This is a genomic window from Halomonas sp. AOP5-B2-8 (assembly GCF_052376475.1).
In the GTDB taxonomy this organism is placed as follows: Bacteria; Pseudomonadota; Gammaproteobacteria; order Pseudomonadales; family Halomonadaceae; genus Vreelandella; species Vreelandella casei.
The window spans coordinates 389,694-407,090 of the sequence record NZ_JBQSVS010000002.1 but is presented as its reverse complement, the minus strand read 5'-3'; the positions used below and the strand labels follow the sequence as shown (position 1 = coordinate 407,090).

The 17,397-nt window shown below is 52.0% G+C and carries 18 protein-coding genes; 8 read left to right on the top strand and 10 right to left on the bottom strand.

Features of this window, described 5'->3' with window-relative positions:
• Positions 1 to 8 precede the first annotated feature (8 nt).
• Positions 9 to 926 (top strand): LysR family transcriptional regulator, encoded by a 918-nt coding sequence (locus tag ACT3RP_RS06495; RefSeq protein ID WP_483393480.1) that lies wholly within the window; start codon positions 9 to 11, stop codon positions 924 to 926.
• A 23-nt stretch (positions 927 to 949) separates the two neighbouring features.
• Positions 950 to 1,330 carry a hypothetical protein gene (locus ACT3RP_RS06490; protein WP_444625276.1) on the top strand — a complete coding sequence of 127 codons (381 nt, stop codon included), beginning with the start codon at positions 950 to 952 and terminating at the stop codon, positions 1,328 to 1,330.
• 43 nt (positions 1,331 to 1,373) lie between these two features.
• Here ACT3RP_RS06490 and ACT3RP_RS06485 read toward each other — a convergent pair whose 3' ends face one another.
• A complete protein-coding gene (locus ACT3RP_RS06485; protein ID WP_483393479.1) occupies positions 1,374 to 1,619 on the bottom strand; it encodes a PQQ-dependent sugar dehydrogenase in 246 nt (81 codons plus the stop codon).
• A complete protein-coding gene (locus ACT3RP_RS06480) occupies positions 1,576 to 2,001 on the bottom strand; it encodes a hypothetical protein (protein WP_483393478.1) in 426 nt (141 codons plus the stop codon). Before ACT3RP_RS06480 ends, ACT3RP_RS06485 begins: the two co-directional genes overlap by 44 nt.
• 201 nt (positions 2,002 to 2,202) lie before the next feature.
• Here ACT3RP_RS06480 and ACT3RP_RS06475 point away from each other — a divergent pair, with 201 nt between their 5' ends.
• Complete coding sequence (locus ACT3RP_RS06475) at positions 2,203 to 3,141, top strand: glycerophosphodiester phosphodiesterase (RefSeq protein ID WP_483393477.1); 939 nt, start codon at positions 2,203 to 2,205, stop codon at positions 3,139 to 3,141.
• 57 nt (positions 3,142 to 3,198) lie between these two features.
• On the opposite strand, the gene ACT3RP_RS06470 is transcribed toward ACT3RP_RS06475, so the two are convergent.
• Positions 3,199 to 4,092 carry a dihydrodipicolinate synthase family protein gene (locus ACT3RP_RS06470; protein ID WP_441685195.1) on the bottom strand — a complete coding sequence of 298 codons (894 nt, stop codon included), beginning with the start codon at positions 4,090 to 4,092 and terminating at the stop codon, positions 3,199 to 3,201.
• Positions 4,093 to 4,663: 571 nt separating this feature from the next.
• Between ACT3RP_RS06470 and ACT3RP_RS06465 the strand changes: the two genes are divergently transcribed.
• Genes ACT3RP_RS06465 through ACT3RP_RS06450 form a run of 4 tightly spaced genes read left to right on the top strand, consistent with a single transcriptional unit; the run spans position 4,664 to position 10,002 of the window.
• Positions 4,664 to 5,050, top strand: a complete 387-nt coding sequence (locus tag ACT3RP_RS06465; protein ID WP_444625273.1) for a hypothetical protein — start codon at positions 4,664 to 4,666, stop codon at positions 5,048 to 5,050.
• Entirely contained in the window at positions 5,019 to 6,242 is a 1,224-nt protein-coding gene (locus ACT3RP_RS06460) for a hypothetical protein (protein WP_483393476.1), read from the top strand. The genes ACT3RP_RS06465 and ACT3RP_RS06460 overlap by 32 nt, the downstream gene beginning before the upstream one ends.
• A 30-nt stretch (positions 6,243 to 6,272) precedes the next feature.
• Positions 6,273 to 9,128 (top strand): bifunctional diguanylate cyclase/phosphodiesterase, encoded by a 2,856-nt coding sequence (locus ACT3RP_RS06455; RefSeq protein ID WP_483393475.1) that lies wholly within the window; start codon positions 6,273 to 6,275, stop codon positions 9,126 to 9,128.
• A 55-nt stretch (positions 9,129 to 9,183) separates the two neighbouring features.
• Positions 9,184 to 10,002, top strand: coding sequence for a PEP-CTERM/exosortase system-associated acyltransferase (locus ACT3RP_RS06450; RefSeq protein ID WP_483393474.1), 819 nt, complete (start codon positions 9,184 to 9,186; stop codon positions 10,000 to 10,002).
• Between the two features lie 17 nt (positions 10,003 to 10,019).
• Here ACT3RP_RS06450 and ACT3RP_RS06445 read toward each other — a convergent pair whose 3' ends face one another.
• Both ACT3RP_RS06445 and nfsA read right to left on the bottom strand, forming a co-directional pair.
• Complete coding sequence (locus ACT3RP_RS06445) at positions 10,020 to 10,985, bottom strand: zinc-binding metallopeptidase family protein (protein ID WP_483393473.1); 966 nt, start codon at positions 10,983 to 10,985, stop codon at positions 10,020 to 10,022.
• Positions 10,986 to 11,095: 110 nt separating this feature from the next.
• On the bottom strand, positions 11,096 to 11,827 hold the full coding sequence (gene nfsA, locus ACT3RP_RS06440; RefSeq protein ID WP_096278845.1) for an oxygen-insensitive NADPH nitroreductase: 732 nt from the start codon (positions 11,825 to 11,827) through the stop codon (positions 11,096 to 11,098).
• Positions 11,828 to 11,982: 155 nt separating this feature from the next.
• Here nfsA and ACT3RP_RS06435 point away from each other — a divergent pair, with 155 nt between their 5' ends.
• Complete coding sequence (locus tag ACT3RP_RS06435; RefSeq protein ID WP_096278843.1) at positions 11,983 to 12,753, top strand: class I SAM-dependent methyltransferase; 771 nt, start codon at positions 11,983 to 11,985, stop codon at positions 12,751 to 12,753.
• 19 nt (positions 12,754 to 12,772) lie between these two features.
• Here the strand turns inward: ACT3RP_RS06435 and ACT3RP_RS06430 are convergent, their stop codons facing one another.
• The 5 genes from ACT3RP_RS06430 to hemA are packed head-to-tail and all read right to left on the bottom strand — an operon-like array spanning position 12,773 to position 17,306.
• The gene (locus ACT3RP_RS06430) at positions 12,773 to 13,528 is read right to left on the bottom strand and encodes a HesA/MoeB/ThiF family protein (protein ID WP_483393472.1); all 756 of its coding nucleotides are present in this window, start codon (positions 13,526 to 13,528) and stop codon (positions 12,773 to 12,775) included.
• Between the two features lie 4 nt (positions 13,529 to 13,532).
• Positions 13,533 to 14,033, bottom strand: a complete 501-nt coding sequence (locus ACT3RP_RS06425; protein ID WP_096278839.1) for an Lrp/AsnC ligand binding domain-containing protein — start codon at positions 14,031 to 14,033, stop codon at positions 13,533 to 13,535.
• A 29-nt stretch (positions 14,034 to 14,062) separates the two neighbouring features.
• Entirely contained in the window at positions 14,063 to 14,914 is an 852-nt protein-coding gene (prmC, locus tag ACT3RP_RS06420; protein WP_483393471.1) for a peptide chain release factor N(5)-glutamine methyltransferase, read from the bottom strand.
• Positions 14,914 to 16,002, bottom strand: coding sequence for a peptide chain release factor 1 (gene prfA / locus ACT3RP_RS06415; RefSeq protein WP_096278835.1), 1,089 nt, complete (start codon positions 16,000 to 16,002; stop codon positions 14,914 to 14,916). The genes prmC and prfA overlap by 1 nt, the downstream gene beginning before the upstream one ends.
• Entirely contained in the window at positions 15,999 to 17,306 is a 1,308-nt protein-coding gene (hemA, locus tag ACT3RP_RS06410) for a glutamyl-tRNA reductase (protein ID WP_096278833.1), read from the bottom strand. The genes prfA and hemA overlap by 4 nt, the downstream gene beginning before the upstream one ends.
• Between the last annotated feature and the right edge of the window lie 91 nt (positions 17,307 to 17,397).

Below are 17,397 nucleotides of genomic sequence, written 5' to 3'. Positions count from 1 at the left end.
GACATACCATGCAACATAGCATGCCACCGCTTAGCGCCCTGCGCGCCTTTGAAGCCACGGCCCGGCTGGGTAGTGTGACGGCCGCTGCTGAGGAACTAAGCGTTACCCACGGCGCCGTTAGTCGCCAGTTAAAAAGCTTAGATGAACATTTTGGCGTCTCGCTTTTCGTCAAAGCAGGCCGTGGCATTGTGCTTACTCAGCATGGCGAGCGGCTACAAAGCGGCGTTGGTGAAGCATTTTCTCGCCTTCGCGATAGTTGTGCGGCGCTCAAGAATGAAGTGGAACAACAGCCCTTCACACTCGCCTGCCCAGGCAGCTTACTGGCGCGGTGGCTCATACCCCGCTTGGATCGGCTTCACGAAGCACTCCCTCACTTGAAGCTGCAAGTGGTTGTGAGTGAAACCGAGCAGCCTGGCAAGCAGGCAAACGCCAGTGCCACGCTGGCATTTTCCACACCGCCTTGGCCCGCAGATATTCAGATTATCGAACTCATGGCGGAACATATCTGCGCCGTGGCAAGCCCAGAGTTAGCAGCCCAGCTTGATGCAAAACGGCCCGAGACGCTCTTCTCAACCAAGCTGCTGTACACCGCTTCTCGCCCCCAAGCCTGGCCACAATGGGCCAACGCTCATGGGCTTGAGCTGGCGCAGCTTGAGCAGGCGCTAAGCAAAGGCCAAGGATTTGATCATCTGTACTACTTAATGGAAGCAGCAGTGGCCGGACTGGGTATCGCTATTGCGCCGCGGCTATTAGTGGAAGATGACTTGAGAAGTGGCAGGCTTGTGGCGCCCTGGGGAGGTATCGAAACTCCCGCCAGGCTCTGCCTATGGCTACCTGTGCCAACCAATGCTCACAACATCCACCATCGCCACAGCGAATCACTTGCGACATGGCTTAAGCGAGAGCTTGAGATGGTAACGCCATAATGATCAAGCACCTGGAGACAACGATGATTAAGGCAAAACGCCATACCAATGTTGCAGCTATTAACGATGCTCATACCCGAGCATGTTATATAGCCGATATTCAGCGTGTTTCCTCAGCCGCTAAAGTGGACCTTTCAGTAGGTCGAATCAACTCGCTTGAAGCAGCGGAGCACTGCTATGCAATGCGCAACCAGCTTATGGCTAAGTATAGAAACTTAACAAGCGTGACGGGATTGGCGACGGCTAAGCAAATTAAAAGCACACCGCCGAGCATTGCCGACCTTTTTGAGCAGTACGCACGGCGACTATTTAGCTGTTCATACCAGAACCTCTCAACCGAACAACAGCAAGGCGTACATTATGCGGTGATCGATGCCTCTGGACGCAGTAATTCAACGTTATAAGAGACACGTGATAGCGCTTAAAAATTGACGGCTGGCCGGCCTTCTACTCCACTGGCGTGACGCGTAACAACCGGCCTTCCGGACTGTCGGTCAGTAGATAAATTGCGCCTTCTGGGCCAACGCGCACATCTCTAATGCGTTCTTCCCGTTCGCCAAAAAGACCTTCTATATCCTCCGCGTTTGAACCGTTATCAGATAGGCGCACCCGGCGCACTTCTTGATTAACAAGAGCACCGACTAACAGATCACCTTGCCACTCGGGAAACAGCTCGCCGGTGTAAAACGCCATACCGGACGGGGCGATAGAGGGCGTCCACGCCAGCACCGGTGACAAGGTGACACGTGCCTGGGTACGCCTTGAACGGCGTCATCAGTACCGCTGCGGCGCCAGCGCTAAGTAACGCCTGGAACCTGCCGCCTAACCAGCGTGAGAGCCGCACTGCTGCTGTTTGAGAAAATATAAAGCCTACGGAGAACAACAGCGCGTAGAGGGGTGCAAAGGTGAGTAAATCATTAACGGTGGTGTCAAGCATTGCAGGTATCTGTACTCCCATGCCCTGAAGCGCGGCAAGGTTGATCTGGGTTTGGACTACGCTGCCCAGTAATACGCCTACCAGCAGTGCTATTAGAAAACTGATGCTCGTCGATAACCATCGTGGTGTTGTGATCATTACTGCGTCTCGGCTCTAGGGTTTAAATACGCGTAGCGACTATAAAGCCTAGCGGTTCTTTGTGCGTAAACGGGCTTTAATCATTGAACCCAAAGAGCCTTTTATTCAACTTTCAACACAAGGCTCAGCACGGCCCTCTCTTGGCTTGATTCGCTGCACCCGTGTAAGGTTACTGAACAAACATTCAACTTAGGAGCTTCTATGCAACACCATCCATTAACTGCCTCGCTCCCCCTGGGCCTCTTAGCAGTCACGCTTGCCTCAGGTAGCGCCCTAGCCGATACCGCGCCATTGGAGCAGCAGCTAAAGGATCTTGAGGCATTTCAAGTGATTGCTCACCGTGGCGCCAGCGGACATGCGCCGGAGAGCAGCATGGCGGCGCTGGAACTCGCCCACGAATGGGGTGCTGATTATTTAGAATTCGATGTCCAAATCACATCCGATGGCGAATTGGTGGCCTTTCACGATGACGATATCAGCCGCGCCAGCAACGGCGAAGGCGGTATTAACGAGCACACCCTGGCAGAACTTAAGGCATTGGACACCGGCTCATGGTTTAACGAAGCCTATCCAGATCAAGCCGATGAAGCGTTTGAAGGCACTCAAATACTCACGCTTGATGAGGTGTTTGAACGCTTTGGCCACGATGCCCGCTACTACCTGGAAACCAAGTCGCCTCAGTTGAATCCGGGCTTAGAAGAAGCCTTGGTCGCCACGCTCGAAGAGCACGACATGATTGAAAGTGGTCGCGTGTTGATACAGTCTTTCGAGCAAGATAGCTTGCTGAAAGTACACGCATTAAACGAGAACGTGCCGCTCATTCAACTGGTGTGGTACTACCCCAGCGACGACGATAATTCGCGCCTTGTGGAATGGACCGGCGTAACGCCGGGGCCACAAGAAATCACTGATGAAGATTTCCAGAATATCGCGGATTACGCAGCGGGTATTGGCACTAACTTCATTTACGAAGGTGAGCAAGTCATTGACGCTGACTTTATTCGTCAAGCCAATGAAAACGATCTACAGGTGCACGTCTATACCATCAATGAAACCGATGAGATGGAGCGCTTAATGGAAATGGGCGTGAACGGTCTGTTCACTAACTATCCTGATCGCCTGCTTGAGCTTGTGGACTAAGCGTTCCATTCGTTGTCATGACGCCCGGTATTGACCGGGCGTTTTTGTTACGCAGGTTTATGCTAAGCCAAGCTGCTCCAACACGTGCTCCACTCTTTTCCGATCGTCGCCTTGCAGCGTTTTAAGTGGCTGCGGCAAACAGGGCTGGCTCGCTTTGCCGGTTATCTCAGCAATGGTCGCCGCCACTCGCAAACTGCCTCCATAGTCGCGATAAAGTGCCCATAGCAGTTCAAGAGCTTCCGAAAGCGTTTGAATAAGCTGCATGTCCCCTTTTTGAGCGGCACCTGTAATGGCCAGCGCCTGTTGGGGAAACAATCCGCCAAAAACGGAGTACCAGGCATCACAGCCTGCCCGTAATCCTACTCCTGCCACCGCATCGCCGCTGATGCCTATGGTGACACCGTCAGGAATCAACTTACGCAGCCGCTCGACGCGAGCGCGAGCTACTTCTACTTCATCCGCAACGGGCGGAATTTTTATTGAATGTACCTGCGATAGCTGAGCAATACGGCCATGCAGTTCATCGCTAAATTCAAAATGAGTAGTGCCAGGGTTGTCATAGACGCAAAGCGGCACACTCAGCGAACGGCAAACCGTTTCATAAAGATCAAATACTTCATTATCGGTAAGCTTTTGGTAGGAAACAGGAGCTAGCAGCACCCCGCTGGCACCTGCTTTCTGGGCGTTTTCTGCATTGGCCAACACATCCCTGGTACGTAATGCACCAATACCCACCACAACAGGCACACTGGCTGCGCTTTCCACGCTAAGCTGGGCCACACGCGCTCGCTCTTCTTGGCTTAAATAAGCGTAGCTGCCGGTCGATCCCAGCACGCCAATGGAGTCCACCCCAGCGTTAGCTAAGTGCTCCACTAAACATATTAGCTCACGCTCTTTGATACCCTTTTCATTCATAGGGGTTAGCGGAAACGCACTTAGGCCGGTGAACATGGTGGATCGTCCTATTTAGAGGGGCTTTATCGCAGTGTCACATAGACAGCTAACCGCTAACTAAAAGCATTTTAGGTAGATACTGCCGCAGGCAAAATGCAATAGCGGGTCAGAGCAGTGCCTACAGGTGTAATTCTAAAAACAGGTGTAATTCTAAAAAATTTCAATCGGTTATGTGCGTGAATGAGCTTTGGCTATCCGTTGAGTCAACCCCACAGCCTCCACCATGCCTGATCGTCTATCATTGACATAACTTCCTGTTATTTTTCTTGAATTGATGTAGTGTTTGCGTATATTCCGTAACAACGACACAGCGGTGTTTTTCTGAGGCTTATCATTTCGTTATACCCTAAGCGCGCGACATAAAAAACGATATTTAAAAAAAGCTAAAAAGGGAGATCGCCATACAATCATACTCATATAAAGTGCAGTCAGAACCTGTATGGTGCATGATCCTGGCGTTTCTCAAGCCGCCAGTATACCAATGCCATCATCTTTCTTGACTCGCTTCATCGCGCGGATAGCGTTATTAACAGTGATTACCACTGTTTTAATGGTGTGCATCACGTTTATGAGCACTACTGCCATGGCGCGGGAAGCACCTATTTTTCTGGTTGCACACCCAGATGTTGCTACTCGCGGACTCAATACTGATGCCACCCGCGCTATTTTCGCCATGCGTCAACGCACATGGCCAAGCGGGCAAGCTGTCCGCGTTTTTGTATTGAATAATAACGACCCTGTGCATGCCCGCTTTGCTAAAGAACATTTGGCCGTTTACCCACATCAGCTACAGCTGGCCTGGGACCGAATGGTATTTTCAGGCACCGGACAGGCTCCTAGCTCTGTACGCGATCAGGAGGAGATGCGCCAGCGCGTTGCAACAACGCCCGGCGCCATTGGCTATCTTGAAAGGGAGTATCTGGATGATAGTGTCCAAGTCATTTCGATGGAATGAGTACCGCACAATCGCGGCACTAGTCGCTGCACTGGCCTTGGTATTTCCCTCTCCAAGCCAGAGCAACGAGGACATTCTGGATACTTTCCAGGTGCATGGTTTTCTTAGCCAAGCGCTGATCGTGACTGACGATAACAACTTCTTTGGCCCTAGTAGCCATAATGAAGGCAGCCTGGAATTTACTGAAGTAGGCCTGAATGCATCATTACGCCCGCATCAAAATGTGCTGATGGCTGCCCAGGTACTCAGCCGACGAGCAGGTGGCGATAGTGGCGATGCAAGCCCCGTGCTCGATTACGGTCTCATTGATTACCAGCTAATCTCCGACCAAAAACACACGCTGGGTGTTCAGGTAGGACGCTTTAAAAACCCGTTAGGATTTTATAATCAGACACGCGACGTAGCCTTTACTCGCCCAAGTATATTATTGCCCCAATCCATTTATTTTGATCGTACGCGGTCGTTAGCGCTTTCCGGTGATGGCATAAGCCTTTATCACGAGGCACGATTATCTGCTGGCGTGATACGTACTCAAGTAGGGATTGGCCAGGCTCAAGCGGGTGACGATTTACAAAGCGCCCTGCGACTAGAAAATGTGCCAGGTAGTTTGGACGCTAAACAGTCTGCTATTGGGCAAATTCGTTATGAGCATGACGGCGGCCGTATTATTGCAGCGTTGAGTGCTGCTCAGGCAAAAGCGCGCTTTGACTCAGGTACGCCGCTGCAGTCTGATGTCGCATTCCGCTTCCGCCCCGCTATCTTGTCCTTGCAATACAACGAAGAGCTTTGGAGTTTGACCGGCGAGTTCGCGCTTAGATCAACCAAACTTGGCGGGGTAGAAAACCCCTGGGTTAATGATGTCATTGGAGAAAGCTGGTATATCCAATACACGCGTCGGTTTGCCAGTAACTGGCAATGGTTAGCTCGGTATGACAGCTTGACCAATAATCGCGATGATCGTAGAGGGCGGTCGTTTGAAGAAAGCACCGGTGGTGACATTCCAGCCCACACCCAATTTGCAGATGACCTGACGTTTGGCCTTCAGTGGACCCCGCATCCAAGAATAATGCTGGCAGGCGAGTACCACCATGTCGATGGCACTGGCTGGCTACCTATCCGAGATAACCCTGACTCATCACAGACTAGCCGTCGTTGGAATATGCTCTTATTCCAACTATCGCTTCGTTTCTGACGTCATGCTCACTAGGTTAGGAAGCTGAATGTGATCAAAACCACTGTTCCTATTCACAAATCTCATCGATTCAGTCTAACTTGGCGTGTCATTACGCTAAGCAGCTTACTGCTTCTGGCACTAGTGACGTTGTTTACCATCCTAGGCCACGACAATTTAACTCGCCAGTTTAAGGAGAGCCGAGACCAACACCATGAACGCCAACAGCGTGAAATTCGTTTAGCCCTACAGCACTCATCAGAAAATCTTCGCCAATTAGCAGGGTTAACAGCGGCCTCTTCAAGCCTGGGGCCTCCACTGCAAGCGGGGGATTCAGAAACGGTCGGGCAAGCATTAAATTCGCAATGGCCCGCGCTACAACTTGAAGCGGGCATTGATGAAGTTCTGGTGATGGACACCCACGGTCAAGTTCTAGGCAGCTGGGGAATGGGGGCAAGCGAAAGCCAGTTGCCCATATTGAGTTGGGTCAGGCGAGTGATCAATACCGAGATACCGCTCACCACATTGCGGTGCTCAACCAGTTGTCAGCAGTTTGCTGCGGTGCCTGTATTAGTCGAGGGTGAAAGCGTCGGCATGCTCGTATTAACCCGATCATTAGCCGATGTGACCAGGGAGGCCAACGAGGTTTCAGGTAGTGAAGTGGCACTGGTCGTCACAGGGGCGGATGATCAGCGCGATATTGCAGATGAACGCTATTTAGAACGCTGGAATGGTCGTATCACAGCGCTAACGCGTCAAGAATATAGCTTGGCACTCTTACAACAGGCCGCACAGACTTTGTCGTTACCTAGCCTTTTAGAAGCGCCGGCCATTTTTGAAAGTGATGGGAGAAGTTTAGAATTAAGTGCCGTCAATATGGAAGAAGATGCCGATATTATTAATAACAGCTACTTCTTATTGATATCCGATATCACTGAACAAATTGATACGATTAATCAGGACACGCGCACCCTGCTGTTCGTTGGCGTCCTTGGTTGGATTTTAGCGGAGTTACTGCTGTTATTCATACTCCTTGGCCCCATGGCTCGGCTACGTCGAGTGGCAGGGCTTCTGCCGACACTGGCACGAGGCAAGTTCAGCGATATACGTTCCGCCATTCCCGAAAGACTGCGGCGTCTTCCTGACGAAATTGACGTGCTAGAAAGCACAACACTGGCACTTTCCCATCAACTCGAAACATTAGAGACGCAAGTTCAGGAGCGTGGCGAACAACTAGCGGAGCGTATTGAAGAACTAGCAAAGGAACGTGACTTCGTTAACAGCCTGTTGAATACGGCTCAGGTGTTTATCGTGGCTCAGGACATCACAGGACGTATCAGTTTGGTCAATGAATACTCTCAGTTGATGCTAGGACTCGATGAACGGTCCTTACTCGGACGCAATTTTAGTGACATCTTTGAAGCTGGCAGTTCAACAGCCCATACGCCAAACGTTTCTCAGCAAGAAGAAAAAACGCTGCTAATGCCAGACCAGAGCCTGCATACCATCGTGTGGTATCACGCTCCATTGCAGGCTGGCAGCAACGAGCAACCGTCAAGAATATCGGTGGGACTTGATATAACGAAGCGCAAGGCTGCCGAGGCGCGTTTAACTTGGCTGGCCGAACGAGATCCTCTCACCGAGCTGTATAATCGTCGTTATTTCCAAAATTCGCTGCAAGCTGCTATGGAACGCACTATGCACGCTAACGGTGCTGTGCTGCTGTTGGACTTAGATCAATTTAAAGAAATTAACGAGCTTAGTGGGCACCATGTGGGCGACCAGCTGCTACGCGAAGTGGCCAAGACTCTCTTTCATAACCTTGGTCGACATGGCGTTGTTGCCCGCTTAGGTGGTGATGAGTTTGCTCTGCTGCTAGAAGATACCAACGCAGAACAAAGCGTCAAGATCGCGCAATATATCGTGCAACTGCTTGAAAATCTCGGTTTCACCGCAGGAGAACGGCGTCATCGTGTTACCGCCAGTATCGGCATTGCCCTCTTCCCAACGCATGGCCATACGCCCGCGGACATGATGGCCAGTGCAGATGTCGCGATGTACAAAGCCAAGGAAAATGGCCTTCAGCATTGGCACTTACTTTCCCAAGCGGAGAATGCCAAAGACGAGCTCAAGGAGCGGGTCTACTGGGTTGAGCGCATACGCAACGCGCTTGAAGAAAACAGCTTCGAGCTGATGGTACAGCCGATTATGCGCTTGGAAGATAGCGACGTGAAACACCATGAGGTGTTGCTACGTATGCGTGATATCGACGGCAGTCTAATTTCACCAGCACATTTTATTCCCGTTGCCGAACAAAGCGGTCAAATCGTACTCATTGACCGCTGGGTATTACGTCAAAGCTTGAAGGCCCTTAGTCAACTGCAGAAACGCGGCATTACCTTGGCGGTTAACCTTTCAGGCCAGTCACTGCACGACGAAGAACTAAAACAGTATCTTTCAGACGAGCTGGCGGCTAGCGGCGCAGACCCTCATCATCTTATTTTGGAAGTAACTGAAACAGTGGCTGTGACCGATTTCTCAACGGCACGTGGCGTTTTACAATCCGTACGTGAGCTGGGGTGTCGCATCGCGCTAGATGACTTTGGCATCGGCTTCAGCAGCCTCCATTATTTAGGGCAGTTGCCCATTGATTACATCAAGATTGATGGCTCTTTTATTCACAGCTTGCTGACCAACCCCGATAGCCGCGTGATTGTGCGTGCTATTGCTGACATAGCCAAAGGTTTTGGAAAGCAAACTATCGCTGAATTCGTCGATCAAGAAGCTTTGTTACCGTTATTAAAATCCTATGGCATCACTTATGGTCAGGGATTCTATCTTGGTCAGCCAGTCGCCATTGGCAATGCTTTCTCTGACTTGCCACCATCAGATAAATATTTAAATTAGACCAGCGCTTTTCTTAATTTATATTAATAACTCTATTAGCCAAGGAAAATCATTGATGGAAAAAAATCAACAAAAGGAGAATAGCAGCACTACCGCTTATGATTTTTTCGCTTCTTTTAAAAATGATTTTAATTTCAAAATAGCCATTACGGACATTGAAAAGCGCCGAATATACAAACTTCGTCATGACGTTTATTGTCAGGAAATTGGCTATCAAGCACCTGAATCATCGAGTAACAACCTTGAGCTCGACATTCACGACACTCATTCAATTCACTGTTTGATAGAGCATCGTCGTTCAGGGCTAGCGGCTGGCTGTCTTCGTCTAGTGCTCCCCGCCCCCTGTACTGACGACAATATGAAACGGCTCCCTCTACAAGATTTTGGCGAGCAACACTTACCCCATAAGACGTTACATCCAGCAAAGCTGCCTTATAACAGTATTTGTGAAATATCGCGTTTTGCTATTGCCAGGGCGTTTCGCCATAAAGCCATCAAATATGAGACGCTGGACCTCAATGATATCGACTATCAATTTACTAATGCAGAAAGAAAAACATTTCGCTTAATCATCATTGCGTTATTTCTTTCAACATACTCGCTTGTAGGTCTAATGAACAAGCGACATGTCTTTGCCATGATGGAACCACGACTTCCACGGCTCCTTTCTATGTCTGGCTTTAAGTTTACGAAAGTGGGAGAAACTATCGAAATGCATGGTAAGCGCAATGCTTTCTACATCGATCACGCTAAAGCTGAAGAAACAATGCACAAAGATCTAATGCCATTTTATTCGTACATTAGGCAAGCCTTAGATCCACAGCTTAAGGAACTGCTGGCCGTAAGGCTCAGCAGTTTCAATCAAGCTAGCTAATGCTGCTAAAAATACGTTTATAGTCCCAGCGCACCGCGACGCAGCCACTCATGGACGAAAGCAAGCTTATGTCGGGCGGCTTCTGAAAGCACAAAGGGATAAAGATCGGGCAAACCCATAGAGCGATTTATATGATTAACGCCGACAGTGAGCCCCGCTGCCACGTAAATCAAACGCTCAGCATTCGGCTCTGCATATGGCTCCCACTGATGGCTAGGGAGCTCCGGGGAAGAAAGATTGGATGCAGCAAAGCTATCGGCTATATCGGTTAAATGCAGAAGATGTGCAGCCGTTTCAGCCCAGTCTTCATGAGGGTGCGCAGAAGCATAGGTGGTCAGGAAGCTTTCCTTCCAGTTCGAGGGGGGGCCTTCCTTGTAGTGGCGCTGAAGCGCAGCCGTATAGTCTTGGCGCTCGTCACCGAAGGTTTTGCGGAAGGCATCAAGAAAATCTTCTCGCAGACTAAGCCGCCACCAGAGCATGTGCGATATTTCATGGCGCATGTGGCCGATCATCGTGCGATACGGCTCGTCTAATGCCTCACGACGCGTTGTGACCAATACAGGGTCTACCTCTGCCACACTGATGGTCACCACCCCTTCTATGTGCCCCATGGGCACCGGTGTCTTCCCTTCGGCTAACAAATGAAAAACCGGCGGTGCGCCTGCGTCTTCAGGGCGAAACCAGTGCCAGCGACCTAGGTTATCCAGCACCCAGCGTTTTGCTGCTTCCGTTTTCGCCCAGTTAGCCATCGCATCGGGAAGCTTGGGGTCTGGTGCTAGCGCCGTCATCGCACAAGAGCGGCAAAAAGCACCTTTTTTAGGTGCAATCCAATTGCAGCCGATGATCTCTCGATTGATACAGAAAGGCGGCATGGGCACAAAGGCCCTTGCCTGGGGATCATAAGCAACGGGAGTACCATCAGCAGTCGCGAGGTTGTCGAACCAAAGAGAGCCTGCACCGACGGGATTGGAAAATACACGCATACGGTAGAGCTCCTAAAAACGAGAAAAGAGAGCGTCCAATAAGCAGTTGATCGCTCTCTTTTCCGAACAGCCTATCCAGCAGGATGCTGCACCTCACATATCCTTACGGCTTACTTCATCTCAAAGCCGCGCTTGATCAAGAAATCACGCATATGAGGACGCAGCTTGTTATCGAACAGTGGCTTAAGATTATGCGACCAGTCAGTGTCTTTATTACTGCTGCTACGCGCTTGATAGTAAGCCTGCATAGTCGCGTCAAAAGCTTGAACCTGCTCGCTGTCTTCAGTGTAGTAGTCTTCCTTCAGAATGGCCTCCACCGCTAAACGAGGCTTAACTTCAGGGGCGTGATCAGGATAGCCAAGGCACATTCCAAACACGGGATAAACGTGCTCAGGCAGTCGCAGCAAATCACTAATCGCCTGGGGATTATTGCGGATGCCGCCAATATAGCAAATGCCCAGCCCTTCAGACTCAGCCGCCACTGCCACGTTTTGCGCCATTAGCGCCGTATCTACCGTCGCTACCAACAGCTGCTCGGTCATGCCGCGAATGACGTTGGCACCCGTGAGCTCAGATGCCTCAGTGGGCCGCTTCATATCGGCACAAAACACAAGAAAGTCTGCGCAGGTAGTAATATAACTTTGCCCACCGGCCAACTCCGCAATCTGTTCGCGGTTCGCCGCATTTTTCACATGAATAACGGTATAGGCTTGAACATGGCTGGAGGTTGCTGCGCCCTGCCCCGCTTGAATCAGCTCTAACAGTAGCTCTCGCGGAATCGGTTGATCGCTAAATTTACGGACCGAGCGATGGGATTTTAACAGTTCAATAACGTCGTTCATGGAACCTCGCTTCTCTGAATAGCACTTTTCTGATTAACACTTACCGATATAACGACTGGATATGGGTCAACAGTATCTCACAGCCTGGCAGGACTAGCGTATGCTGCATACTGACTGACACTTGATGAAATAATCACGAGGCTTAGAAAGCAGACATGACTCATACACCTCAACAAAATGCGCCTGGCCAAAAGTGGAATGCCAGTGGCTATGCCGAGAATGCTGACTTTGTACCGAAGCTAGGCGGCGACGTACTTAAGCTTTTGTCGCCTCAAGCCGGTGAAAGCATTTTGGACCTTGGCTGCGGTGACGGTGCCTTAACCGAACGCCTTGTGCAGCTTGGCGCCAATGTACTAGGCGTCGATGCGTCAGAAGACATGGTAAACGCAACACGTCAGCGTGGCATTTCCGCGCAAATCGTTGACGCCCACCAGCTGGATTTTGACCATGAGTTTGACGCAGTGTTCAGCAATGCGGCTCTGCACTGGATGCTTGATCCGCAGCCGGTTTTAGTGGGCGTTAAACGGGCATTAAAACCCGGCGGTCGATTGGTAGCCGAATTTGGCGGCCACGGTAATGTAGCGGCGATCTGCACGGCACTGATCGCTGCGCTGCACCTGCGTGGCATTAGCATAGAAGGCCGTCATCCATGGTATTTCCCTACCCCCACCGAGTATACGAAGCAGTTAGAACGTGCCGGCTTTGAGGTTGAGAGTATCGCTCTGATTCCTCGCCCAACGCCGCTACCGACCGGCATGGCAGGATGGTTAAAAACATTTGCCAGCCCGTTTATGCATGGTTTGGATGAGAGCGTACGCGAAGCCGTACTAGAGGATACCTTGATGCTTCTTGAGCACAGCCTGCGTGATGAGCAAGGAAACTGGACAGCCGACTATGTTCGTCTGCGCGTTTCAGCCCGCGCGTAAAGTAGCCCAACAACTGTCCTTATCGAAGCGATGCACATACCGGGCAGGCAGGGTCTCTTGGAACCTGAAAATGGCGCCATTGGCCGCTCAAACCATCAAACGTGGATAGCCCTTGATGGGCTGTGCCGGCGCCGCTGAGTAGTTTGAAAGCTTCCACAGCTTGAAAGCAGCCAATTAAGCCGACAAGAGGCGCCATGACGCCGCTTTCTGAGCAACTGAGCGCTTCGTCGCCGCTATCATCCGGCGGGTAAAGGCAGGCATAGCAGGGGCAATCAGCTCGGCGGGGGTCAAATACCGCCAGTTGCCCAGAAAATCGTATGGCGGCGCCAGACACCAACGGCACACCGGTCATTTGTGATGCTGCATTGATTGCATAGCGGCTTGAAAAACGATCGGTGCAGTCCAGCACGACATCCACAGACGCGACTAAGCGTTCAAGCGCGCCACCGGCTACATGCTGATCTAACGCGATAACGCGACAGTGCGGATTAAGCGCCTGCATGCTGGCTTGAGCTGAGCGCGCTTTATTGCCACCGATGCTAGCCTGCTGGTGAGCGATTTGGCGTTGAAGATTGGAAAGCTCAACGTGATCAGCATCGGCAATGGTGATGCTCCCCACGCCCGCAGCCGCCAAATAGAGCGCAACCGGTGAGCCAAGGCCGCCTGCGCCAACAATCAGCGCGTGGGCCGACAGCAGGCGTTCTTGGCCCTCTATATCAACCTCGGGCAGCATGATCTGGCGGCTATAGCGCAGCAGCGCCTGGTCATCCATCATGGGCTTACTTATCCTCAAATTCCTCATAGGCGGGAACGTGTAAATTAAAGCTTTCTTTTACCTCTTCCATCACCACGTAGCTTTTGGATTCTTTTACACCCGGTAGCGTTAACACGACATCTCCCAATAGCTGCCGATAGGCGGCCATTTCGGGGATACGGCACTTTAAGATGTAGTCGAACTGGCCTGAGACAAGATGACACTCTTGGATCTGGGGGAGTTTTTCGACAGCGCGACGAAACTCATCAAAAACGGCAGGCGACTGTGTCTCTAAGCTGATCTCAACAAAGACTAATAAATTGGCCTTTAAGGCTCGTGGATCAAGAATCGCTTGGTAGCCACGAATAATGCCGGCCTTCTCCAGTCGCTTAACGCGCTCAAGACAAGGCGTTGTGGACAACCCAACCTCTGAGGCTAAATCAACGTAAGAAATGCGCGCATTCTCTTGCAGGGAGCGCAAAATTTTAAGATCGATACGGTCCAGCGTTCTATTTTTAGGTTTCATGCCAGAATCCATTGCTAATAATCAGGCCGTTATTTTAAGCGCCCAAGAGTAACGCGTTCATGTCCGCCTAGGTCACAAACACTTTCAACGTTTTGATAGCCCGCGCTGCTGAGCGCCATGCGTACTTTATCCGCCTGGGTGTAGCCATGCTCAAGCAGTAACCAGCCGGACGGCGCCAAATAGCGCTGAGCGGCATTTACCAGATGCAGCAAATCGGCCATGCCATCGGCCTTCGCCACTAGTGCAGAGCGAGGTTCAAAGCGTACATCGCCCTGCGCTAAATGTGGATCATCGGCAGCAATATAAGGAGGGTTGCTCACGATCATATCGAACGACGCCACGCTCTTCTCATCGGTACTTAAAGCACTAAACCAGTCGCTTTGGCAAAACGCGGCATTGGTAATCGCAAGCGACTGTGCATTACGGGCGGCCAATGCCACCGCTTCGACGCGCACATCCATGCCGAGCACTTCCCAGCTTGGCTGCTCGCTGGCAAACGCTAACGCGATAGCGCCAGTGCCTGTACCAAGATCAAGCAGGCGGCCTGCCGATGCTGTCGCTCGGCTAAGCGCCTGCGCTACTAGGGTTTCCGTATCAGGCCGGGGAATTAACGTATCGGGCGAGGTGGCTAAACGCAGCCCCCAGAACTCGCGCTCGCCAATTAAGTAAGCAACAGGCGTCCCTTGGGCACGTGCCGCCACGAGGGCATCAAAACGCGCATGCTCCCAAGTCGGACAGCGCTGGTCGCCCCAAGTATAAAGCCAGGTTCGATCACGCCCTGTAACGTGGCTTAACAGCACGTCTGCATCGACTCGCGGTGAAAGCGAGCCCGCCGCCTGCAAGCGCAGAGCGGCCTGTTTAAGCAGCGCATCAAACAGCATTAGGCGTCCTGAAGAGCAGAAAGCTGTTCCGCCTGATACTCATGAATCAGCGGACTGATGACATCGTCAAGCTGTTCGCCGCTCACCACTTCGTTGAGCTTATAAAGCGTCAAATTAATCCGGTGATCGGTAATACGTCCTTGCGGAAAATTATAGGTGCGGATCCGCTCACTGCGATCCCCAGAGCCTACCAGCGAACGCCGCGCATCCGACTGCGTTTGATGCTGAGCATCGACGGCATTGCGCTTCAATTTCGCCGCCAGCAGCGACATCGCTTTGGCGCGGTTTTTATGTTGGCTACGCTCTTCCTGACACTCCACCACGACGCCGGTAGGTAAATGGGTAATGCGGATTGCTGAGTCGGTGGTGTTAACGTGCTGGCCACCGGCGCCACTGGAGCGGTAGGTATCCACTCTCAGATCGGCGGGATTAATCGTGATATCACCGACCTCATCGACTTCTGGCATCACCGCGACCGTGCAGGCAGAGGTATGAATACGCCCCTGTGATTCGGTTGCGGGTACGCGCTGCACCCGGTGAGCACCGGATTCAAACTTCAGCTGTGCGTATACGCCATCGCCTTTAACGCGGGAGATAATCTCTTTGTAACCACCCTGCTCGCCGTGACTGGCGCTGACAACTTCCACTCGCCAACCGCGCTTTTCGGCATAGCGTGAGTACATGCGAAATAGGTCGCCGGCAAAAATAGCCGCCTCATCGCCGCCGGTCCCCGCGCGTACTTCCAGAAATACCCCGCGCCCATCATCAGGATCTTTAGGCACAAGTAAACGCTTTAACTCAATGTCCAGCTCAGCTAGCCGATCGCGCCCTTCGCTTAGCTCCATCTCGGCCAATTCACGCATATCCGCATCACTATCGCCGCTAAGCTGCTCGGCATCCTGCATATTGGCTTCAACGTCACGATACTGCTGCCAGGCAGCTACCAGCTCTTCTAGCTCGGAATACTCACGCGAGTAGTCGCGAAAACGCTGCTGGTTATTGATCACTTCTGGATCAGACAGCAGCATCGCCAGCTCTTCAAAGCGTTCCGTAAAGCTGTCTAAGCGTTGGCGCAAAGTCTCTTTCATGCGGGCGTATCATCCTTCTGACGGTTAGGCACAGGCGTGGTTTCAAAGGCAGGTTTGGCGGGCAAAAGTAGGCGCGTCGCCGCATTCAGCAGCTCGTGGCGCTCTTCAGACGCAGCATCGCGTATTGCCTGTGTCGGCTGATGAAGCAGGCGGTTGGTCAATTGGTGCGCTAAGCGCTCAATGACTTTAGCGGGGTCTTCACCACTTGCCAGCCGCGCCAAGGCCTGGTCGCGGGTAAGATCACGCAGCGCCTCACCCTGCTGGCGATAGTCGCGGATCAACTCACCGCCGTTACGAATACGCCGCTCGTGCTGCCAACTCCCGACGCCGTGCTCAATTAATGATTCGGCTTGGTCTGCGGCTACCTGGCGATGACGACGATTCTCTTGGATCACTTCTTCCAAGTCATCAACGGTGTAGAGAAATACATCCGCCAGCTCGCCGACTTCGGGTTCGATATCCCTAGGTACAGCAATGTCCACCATAAAAATCGGCCGGTGGCGACGCTTTTTAAGCGCCCGCTCCACCATACCTTTGCCCAGAATAGGTAGCGGCGATGCGGTAGAGGAGATCACGATATCGGCATGTTCAAGCGCTTCAGGAATTTCTTGAAGGGTAATCGCCGACGCACCCAAGGGCCCCGCCAAACGCTCGGCGCGCTCACGAGTACGATTCGCAACGGTCAGTTGACGAACGCCCGCCTCATTTAAATGCCGAGCCACTAGCTCGATGGTTTCTCCAGCGCCAATCAATAGCGCCCGCGAACGGCTGAAATCATCAAAAATACGGCTGGCCATGCTGACAGCGGCATACGCCACTGAAACAGGGTTTTTGCCAATACCGGTCTCGGTGCGTACCTGTTTAGCGACGGCAAAAGTATGCTGGAAGAGACGTTCAAGCTCGCCGCCCAAACCTTTGGACTGACGTGACTGCTGATAGGCATCTTTCAACTGCCCCAGGATCTGCGGCTCGCCCAGCACCATTGAGTCCAGGCCAACGGCCACGCGCATTAAATGACGCGCCGCATCGTTGTCTAAATAGTGATAGGCACAGCGAGTCAGCTCATCGACGCGAAGATTATGAAAGCGCCCAAGCCAATTCAATACTGCCTGTTCACCAGCCGCATCCGTGACACAGTAAAGCTCCGTGCGATTACAGGTGGATAGCACGACCGCTTCACTAATTTGCGGCAGGCCACGCAATTCGGCCAGCGCGGCATCAAGCTGCGTTGGCGTAAAAGCGACCTGCTCACGCACGGCCACGGTGGCGGTACGATGATTTATTCCCAGGGCAAGAAGCGTCATGCGTTATGCGTCTTCGCTAGTGTGTCGGACTTTTCGTCAGCCGCTGATCTAAGCAGGCAGCTGTAACGTCAATTGGGGCTTGCTAAAACAA